This window comes from Hansschlegelia beijingensis (genome assembly GCF_045505405.1).
Classification (GTDB): domain Bacteria; phylum Pseudomonadota; class Alphaproteobacteria; order Rhizobiales; family Methylopilaceae; genus Methylopila; species Methylopila beijingensis_A.
The window spans coordinates 1-3,609 of the sequence record NZ_JBJKEX010000315.1; the positions used below are offsets into that span (position 1 = coordinate 1).

At 69.5% G+C, this 3,609-nt stretch carries 5 protein-coding genes; 1 reads left to right on the plus strand and 4 read right to left on the minus strand.

Annotated elements, in window-relative coordinates:
• The coding region (locus tag ACIKT0_RS15030) for an AbrB family transcriptional regulator (protein WP_407106123.1) at nt 1-708 on the minus strand (708 nt) is incomplete at its 3' end.
• A 105-nt stretch (nt 709-813) separates the two neighbouring features.
• Here ACIKT0_RS15030 and ACIKT0_RS15035 point away from each other — a divergent pair.
• Nucleotides 814-1,278, plus strand: coding sequence for a nuclear transport factor 2 family protein (locus ACIKT0_RS15035; RefSeq protein WP_407106124.1), 465 nt, complete (start codon nt 814-816; stop codon nt 1,276-1,278).
• 4 nt (nt 1,279-1,282) lie between these two features.
• Here ACIKT0_RS15035 and ACIKT0_RS15040 read toward each other — a convergent pair whose 3' ends face one another.
• From ACIKT0_RS15040 to ACIKT0_RS15050, 3 genes are all read right to left on the minus strand, one after another.
• On the minus strand, nt 1,283-2,704 hold the full coding sequence (locus ACIKT0_RS15040; RefSeq protein WP_407106125.1) for a mannose-1-phosphate guanylyltransferase/mannose-6-phosphate isomerase: 1,422 nt from the start codon (nt 2,702-2,704) through the stop codon (nt 1,283-1,285).
• Nucleotides 2,705-2,785: 81 nt separating this feature from the next.
• Nucleotides 2,786-3,097 carry a DUF3072 domain-containing protein gene (locus ACIKT0_RS15045; RefSeq protein WP_407106126.1) on the minus strand — a complete coding sequence of 104 codons (312 nt, stop codon included), beginning with the start codon at nt 3,095-3,097 and terminating at the stop codon, nt 2,786-2,788.
• Nucleotides 3,098-3,199: 102 nt separating this feature from the next.
• Nucleotides 3,200-3,609, minus strand: a 410-nt coding sequence (locus ACIKT0_RS15050) for a BA14K family protein (RefSeq protein ID WP_407106127.1), incomplete at its 5' end; no start/stop codon positions are given.

The following is a 3,609-nucleotide window of genomic DNA, read 5'->3' on the forward strand; positions in this document are numbered from 1 at the left end:
GCTCCCGCACGACTCTTCAGCACTAGACGGGCGTCCGCCGATTCGGCGAGCGCCGCGGCCCGTTGTCCACAACGCCGCAAACGCACGAACGCCGACCCGCCGGAGGCCCCACATGCGGACGGCGACCGACGCGACGAGCACCACGACGACGACGCGGGTGTACTGCATGAAGGCGACGAGGCGGATGTCCGCCCCATAGCTTTCGGACATCAGCGTCATGGCCGAAGCCGCGCCGGGCGACGAGCCCCAGACCGCGGTCGTTCCCGGCAGCAGGCCCCAGCGCGCCAGGGCGTAGCCGAGCGCATTGCTCGCGACGACCACGAACGCCACGCTGCCCAGCATCAGCGGCCAGTCGTCCGCGATCTGGTGCAGCGTCGAGATCGGGATGCTGATCGCGATCATGCAGCCGATGACGCCCTGCGCGGCGAAGAAGGCGGGCCGCGGCACGCGCGGCTCCCCCCCGCCGATCGCGACCAGGATCCCGGCCGCCATCGGTCCGATCAGCACCGCAGCGGGAAGTCGCAGGAGCCCGAGGGCGCCGACGAACACGGCCGAGAGGACCAGCAGCGCAATCCAATGGAGCGGCTGCGGCGCGGCGGCGAGCGACAGTCGGGGGCCGCGGCGCGCCGGCGGCGCATCGCTTTCAGGATGCTGCATGTGGGCGGACTTGGACTTTTCCGCGCACGCGCGCAACGGCCGCCGCCGCATGGGAGCCGATCCACGAACGCCTGCTTCTTGCGCTGGACTCACGCCGATTTTGCTGGAAGCTGCGCCGGCTGAAGACCGCCACGACCGCTCTCGAGGATCGCCCCCATGAGCCGCCCGCCCTTCCCGCCTTTCACCGCCGAGACCGCCGCGCAAAAGGCCCGGATGGCCGAAGACGCGTGGAACACCCGCGACCCCCATCGCGTCGCGCAGGCCTACACCGTCGACAGCGTCTGGCGGAACCGGGCCGAGTTCCTTCAGGGCCGCGACGCGATCGAAGCCTTCCTGACCCGCAAATGGGCGCGCGAGCTGGACTACCGCCTGATCAAGGAAGTCTGGGCCTGGCACGAGAACCGGATCGCGGTGCGCTTCGCCTATGAGTGGCGCGACGATAGCGGCAGCTGGTTCCGCAGCTACGGCAACGAGAACTGGGAGTTCGATCAGGAAGGGCTGATGCGGCGGCGGATCGCCAGCATCAACGACCTGCCGATCACGGAGGCGGACCGCAAATATCACTGGCCGCTGGGCCGGCGGCCGGACGATCACCCGTCGCTGAGCGAACTCGGCCTCTGAACCTTCAGAGGCGTCGATAGTCGTCCTCGTAGCGGACGATGTCGTCCTCGCCCAGATAGGCGCCGGACTGCACCTCGATGAGGTCGAGCGGCTGCTCGCCGGCGTTCTCCAGGCGGTGGCGCGCGCCGAGCGGGATGTAGACGGACTCGTTCTCCTGAACGAGCCGGCTCTCGTCATCGATCGTCACGCGCGCCTCGCCCCGCACCACCACCCAGTGCTCGGAGCGGTGGGCGTGGCTCTGCAGGGACAGCTTCCGGCCGGCCTTCACGGTGATCCGCTTCACCTGGAAGCGGCCGCCCTGATCGATGACCTGATATGAGCCCCATGGTCGATGAACCAGCGCGGCCTGGGTCGCCGTCCCCTCGCCTTCCGCCGCGAGCCGGACGACCAGGTCCTTCACCTCATCGGAGCGTTCGCGCGTCGTCACCAGCACCGCGTCGCCGGTCGAGACCACGACGAGATCGTCGACGCCGACCAGCGCGGTGAAGTGTTTTTCCGAGCGGACGTAGCAGTTCCGGCTGTCGGCCGCCGCGCTCGGACCGATCAGGGCGTTGCCGGCGGCGTCCCGATCCGCGATGTCCCACAGCGCCGACCAGCCGCCGACGTCCGACCATCCGAATTCCGCCGGCGCCACGGCGGCGAGCGGCGTCCGCTCCATGACGACGTAATCGATGGAGCCCTTGTCGGCCGCGGCGAAGCTCTCGGCGTCGAGCCTGAGGAAATCGAGATCCTCGGTCGCGCGTTCGACCGCCGCGACGGCGGGGCGAGCGATCCCGGGCGCCAGCCGCGTGAGCTCCGACAGCAGCGTTTCGGCCCGGGCGAGAAAATTCCCCGAGTTCCAGACGCAGCCCTCGGCGATCAATCGCTCCGCGGCCGCCCGGTCCGGTTTCTCGACGAAGGCGTCCACCTCCATCACGTCCCCGCCGGGCTCGAGCGGGGCGCCGACGCGGATATAGCCGTACTTGGAGGTCGCCGTGCTGGGCCGAACCCCAAACGTCACGATCCGGCCCGCGAGCGCTGCCGCGAGGCCTCGATCTACCGCCGCCAGAAACCCCGCCCTATCGGCGATCACATGATCGGAGGCGAGGACCAGGACCACCGCCTCGGGGTCGCGCTTCAGCGCGAGGGCCGCCGCGGCGCCGATCGCCGCTGCGGAATCGCGCCGCGCCGGCTCCAGCGCGAGAAGGGCGGCGACGCCGATCTGGCCGAGCTGCTCAGCGGCGATGAACCGGTGCTCGTGGTTCGCGACCACGATCGGCTGCCCGAAGCGGTCCGGGTCCGTCACCCGCAACGCCGCGTCCTGCAACAGCGTGTTGTCGCCGGCGAGCGGGAGGAACTGCTTGGGATAGCTCTCGCGAGAAGAGGGCCACAGCCTCATCCCGGATCCGCCGCACAAGATGACCGGGATGATCTTCGTCTTCGCCATGCCGCATCGCGCAATTTCGTGGGCCGGAATTATAGACCGGCGGCGCGGCGGAACACGAACCTCGTGATCGGACCGGGGGAGCTAGCGCTTCTGGTTCCGCGCGGTCTTCAACTCGTCGATCAGCATGGACGCCTCCGCCTTTGTGAGGTCAGGCTTGAACGCCGCAGCTCCGGTCTCCTCCGAAAGCGTCTTGAGGTACGAGACCTGCGCCCCCGTCATCGGCTCGTCGCCCGAGACCCAGTCCGCGGGATCCTTTTCGGCATTGCTCGCCGGATCGGGCGCGGTCTTGGGATTGACGTCCACCGCCTTCGCTGCCGATCCCGGCTTGGGGGCGTCCGGATCAGCCGCACGGCGCGCGTCAGTCCGGGTCTCCAGTGTGTCGTAGGCCGCCATTCTCGCCTCCGTTCTGTTTTCGTTCCTTCGATGAACGCTCAGCGCAATGCAAGGTTCCGACGAAGGAGGAGACCCGGCCGGTGACCGGCCGGGTCGGATGCGTCAGGGGCAGCGATAACGGCGGCCGCCCTTTCCGATGAAGGTCTCGGTCCGCCAGTCGTAGGTGCGATACCGGTTCGCGCACCAGCGCTTGGTGCGGTAGCCCGGACCGGCGCGATAGCCCGGCCGGGCCGAGCTTGCGATGGCGGCGCCCAGCGCGAGGCCCGCGACGCCTGCGCCCCAGTAGCCGTAGTCCCTGTGACGGTGGCCATAGTAATACCGGCGGCCGCCCCAGTGACGTCGCCCGCCCCAATGCCGGCCGCCGCGCCAGTGCCGGCGGTAGCCATAGTTCGTGCCGCCGTTCCAGCCGCGGTTCCAGTGACCGCGATGGCCCCGCCTGCCGCCGCCGTGCCATCGAAAGAGGGTGTCGCCCGTGCCGGAAATCCCAGACGACGTCGCCTCGCTGTCCTTCG

Excerpts from the sequence above, each read along its gene's own strand:
- ACIKT0_RS15035 (WP_407106124.1), top strand. The coding sequence starts at position 814 with ATGAGCCGCCCGCCCTTCCCGCCTTTCACCGCCGAGACCGCCGCGCAA.
- ACIKT0_RS15040 (WP_407106125.1), bottom strand. The coding sequence starts at position 2,704 with ATGGCGAAGACGAAGATCATCCCGGTCATCTTGTGCGGCGGATCCGGG.
- ACIKT0_RS15045 (WP_407106126.1), bottom strand. The coding sequence starts at position 3,097 with ATGGCGGCCTACGACACACTGGAGACCCGGACTGACGCGCGCCGTGCG.